This window comes from uncultured Campylobacter sp., assembly GCF_937890585.1.
In the GTDB taxonomy this organism is placed as follows: Bacteria; Campylobacterota; Campylobacteria; order Campylobacterales; family Campylobacteraceae; genus Campylobacter_A.
In genome coordinates this window covers 1-3,313 of the sequence record NZ_CALACG010000157.1, presented here as the reverse complement: position 1 = coordinate 3,313, position 3,313 = coordinate 1, and the positions used below count along the sequence as shown (strand labels likewise).

Sequence of the window (3,313 nt, the reverse complement as noted above, 5' to 3'; positions counted from 1 at the left end):
CTTTTTTAGCAAGATCACTGCACTCTAATGCGTGTAAATTTACAAAAAGAAAACTGCTAAAAAAGAGAAAAAAAGCTACTTTTTTCATCAAAGCTCCTTAAAATTTCGCGATATTGTAACAAATTTATATACTAAACTCGCTTATTTCATTAAAATTTAGGTATTTATAAATTTGATCTTTGTTTAAACTAAGGCTATCTTTTACTATCTTTTTATACTCACTAACGCTTGGCAAACGCCCTAGTAGCGCGCATACAGCAGCTAGCTCAGCACTTCCTAGATAGACCTTTGCGCCCATGCCCATTCTGTTGTCAAAATTTCTAGTCGAGGTAGAAAAAACAACGGCATTGTCATTAACCCTTGCTTGATTACCCATGCAAAGCGAGCAGCCTGGCACCTCTGTCCTAGCATTTAGCCTCTTAAATATCTCATAAACGCCCTCATCTTCAAGCGTCTTTTTATCCATCTTTGTTGGCGGTGCGATCCAAAGCCTAGTAGTAAGCTTCCTCTCACGCTCTAAAATTCTAGCAAGCGCCCTGTAATGGCCGATATTTGTCATACAGCTACCCACAAAGACCTCGTCGATATCGTGCGCTCTTTTGCTATCGGCTAAAATTTCACTTAGCGTCGCCACGTCGTCTGGGTCGTTTGGACAGGCGAGGATCGGCTCATCTATCTGCGATAAATCAATCTCTAAAATTTCAGCATATCTTGCGTCCTTGTCGGCTCTTAAAAGAGTTGGCTTTTCTAGCCATTTTTGCATCTTCTCTTTTCGTCTAGCAAGCGTTTCATGGCTCTCGTATCCTGCTTTTATCATCGCTTCAATTAACGCAACGTTTGAGCGAACGTACTCCGCGATGCTTTCAACGCTTAAATTTACCACGCAAGCAGCCGCCGAACGCTCAGCCGAAGCGTCACTTAGCTCAAATGCCTGCTCCACTTTTAGGCTCTCTAACCCCTCGATCTCTAAAATTTTACCCGCAAAAATATTCTTTTTATCTTTCTTCTCAACGCTTAAAAGCCCTTTTTTGATCGCAAAATAAGGTATCGCATTGACTAGATCTCTAAGCGTCACGCCCTCTTTTAGCTCGCCTTTAAATTTGATCAAAACTGACTCTGGCATATTTAGTGGCATCATCCCAAGCACCGCCGCAAAGGCCACTAGGCCACTGCCTGCTGGGAAGCTAATGCCGATAGGAAATCTCGTGTGACTATCGCCGCCAGTGCCCACCGTGTCAGGCAAGACCATGCGGTTTAGCCACGAGTGGATGACGCCATCACCTGGTTTTAGGCTCACGCCGCCACGTAAATTTATAAATTTTGGCAAGCTCTCGTGCATTACAAGGTCGCTTGGCTTTGGATAAGCAGCCGTGTGGCAAAAGCTTTGCAAGACAAAATCCGCCCCAAAACCAAGGCTAGCAAGCTCTTTTATCTCATCTCTAGTCATGGGCCCTGTGGTATCTTGCGAGCCAACGGTTAAAATTTCAGGCTCCACGTAGGCCCCAGCTCTCACGCCGTCCACGCCACAAGCCTTACCGACCATCTTTTGAGCAAGCGTATAGCCACCGCCTAGCTCTTTTGGCTGCTCTGGCTTTATGAAAATTTGCTCCTCGCCAAGCCCCAAGGCCTCTCTAGCCTTTTTGGTGACCTGCCTACCTATCATCAAAGGTATCCTGCCACCTGCTCTCATCTCGTCGCTTAGGGTGTTTGGGCTTAGTTTAAAATTTGCCACGAGCTTTTTTTCATTGCCTGCAATCTTGTAAATTTCGCCTTTAAATGGCCAAATTTCTATCTCATCACCCATTTCTAGCTCATTTACGTTTGCAACTATCGGTAGTGCACCGCTATCTTCGGCGGTGTTAAAAAATATCGGAGCTATGGTCGTGCCGATCACGATGCCACCAGTTTTTTTGTTTGGCACGCCCTCTATCTCATCACCAAGGTGCCACTGGATAGAGTTTATGCCGCTCTTTCTGCTACTGCCAGTGCCGACCACATCGCCAACATACGCCACGCTCTTACCGCGACTTTTTAGCTCTTTTAGGATTTCTAAGCCCTCAGGCATCTTTTTAACCAGCATCGCCTTTGCGTGAAGCGGTATATCAGCCCTTGTATAGGCCTCACTAGCTGGGCTTAGATCATCTGTATTTGTCTCGCCAGGCACCTTAAAAACCACTGCCTTTATGCACTCATCAAGTGGCTTTTTGTGCACAAACCACTCGGCATTCGCCCAAGAAGCAAGCACCTCTTTTGCAAATTTATTGCTACTTGCTAGTTTTGCGATCTCGTCAAAATGCTCATGCACCAAAATGATATTTTTTAGCTCATTTGCCGCGGCTTGTGCGATAACATCATCACTATTTTTTAGCGCTCGCACCAAAATTTCTACATTATATCCGCCAAGCATCTTGCCTAAAATTTTAATGGCACGAACCGCGTCAAGTCCGTCTATCTTAAGCCCTTCTATCACCTCGCCAAGAAATTCTGCCTTTATCTTTGCCGCGTCATCAACACCAGGATTTACACGATTTGTAAGCAAATTTATAAGAAATTTTAGCTCATTTTGCGCCTTTTCATCGCCACTAGAGTTGCCAGCAAGTCTCATTAGCTCGCAAATTTCGCTTGTTTGCTTGGCGTTTAGCGCAAGCGGTGGCACGCCCTCTTTTTCTCGCTCACTCACGTGTTTTTCGTAGTCGGTAAAAAAGCTCATAAATTTCCTTTGTGATTTTGCTCATTTTTAGCTCAAAATCGCTGATTTTGCTTGCATTTTATCAAAAAGCAAAACAATCTAAAGTAAAATTTGCCCAAAATTTCAAATTTCAAGGAGTAAATGTGTCAAAAGCCTACCTAAAATCGCCCATTGGAATTTTAGAGATCGTTGCTAGTGAAAATGGAATTTGCGAGATAAATTTTGTAGATAAATTTGAAAAAGTTGCGGTAAAAGATGAAAATTTAAAGCTTTGTTTAGATGAACTGGAGGCCTATTTTAAGGGCGAGCTTAAAAAATTTAGCGTAAGGCTTGATGTAAAAACAACCAAATTTAGAGCTAAAATTTATGATGTTTTACAAAAAGTGCCATACGGCGAGACGACCACATACGCAGCTCTTGCACTTGCCGCAGGTCACAAAAACGCTTACCGCGCAGCAGGTTCAGCAAATGCCAAAAACCCACTGCCTATCATCGTCCCTTGCCACAGAGTGCTCTCTCACAGCGGCCTTGGTGGCTACTCAGGCGGCGAGGGCTTGCCAACTAAAATTTGGCTTTTAGAGCACGAAGCAAAGAATAAGTAGCTAAAAAATTTCAAATTTAACC

2 protein-coding genes are annotated in these 3,313 nt (G+C 43.8%); one reads left to right on the top strand and one right to left on the bottom strand.

All coding sequences use genetic code 11. The features are described 5' to 3' along the window. Window positions 1-124: 124 nt before the first annotated feature. The gene (locus tag Q0296_RS04685) at window positions 125-2,710 is read right to left on the bottom strand and encodes a bifunctional aconitate hydratase 2/2-methylisocitrate dehydratase (protein WP_298037167.1); all 2,586 of its coding nucleotides are present in this window, start codon (window positions 2,708-2,710) and stop codon (window positions 125-127) included. 122 nt (window positions 2,711-2,832) lie between these two features. On the opposite strand from Q0296_RS04685, the gene Q0296_RS04680 reads away from it, so the two are divergent. Beyond that, window positions 2,833-3,291, top strand: coding sequence for a methylated-DNA--[protein]-cysteine S-methyltransferase (locus tag Q0296_RS04680; protein ID WP_298037164.1), 459 nt, complete (start codon window positions 2,833-2,835; stop codon window positions 3,289-3,291). The last annotated feature ends 22 nt before the right edge of the window (window positions 3,292-3,313 follow it).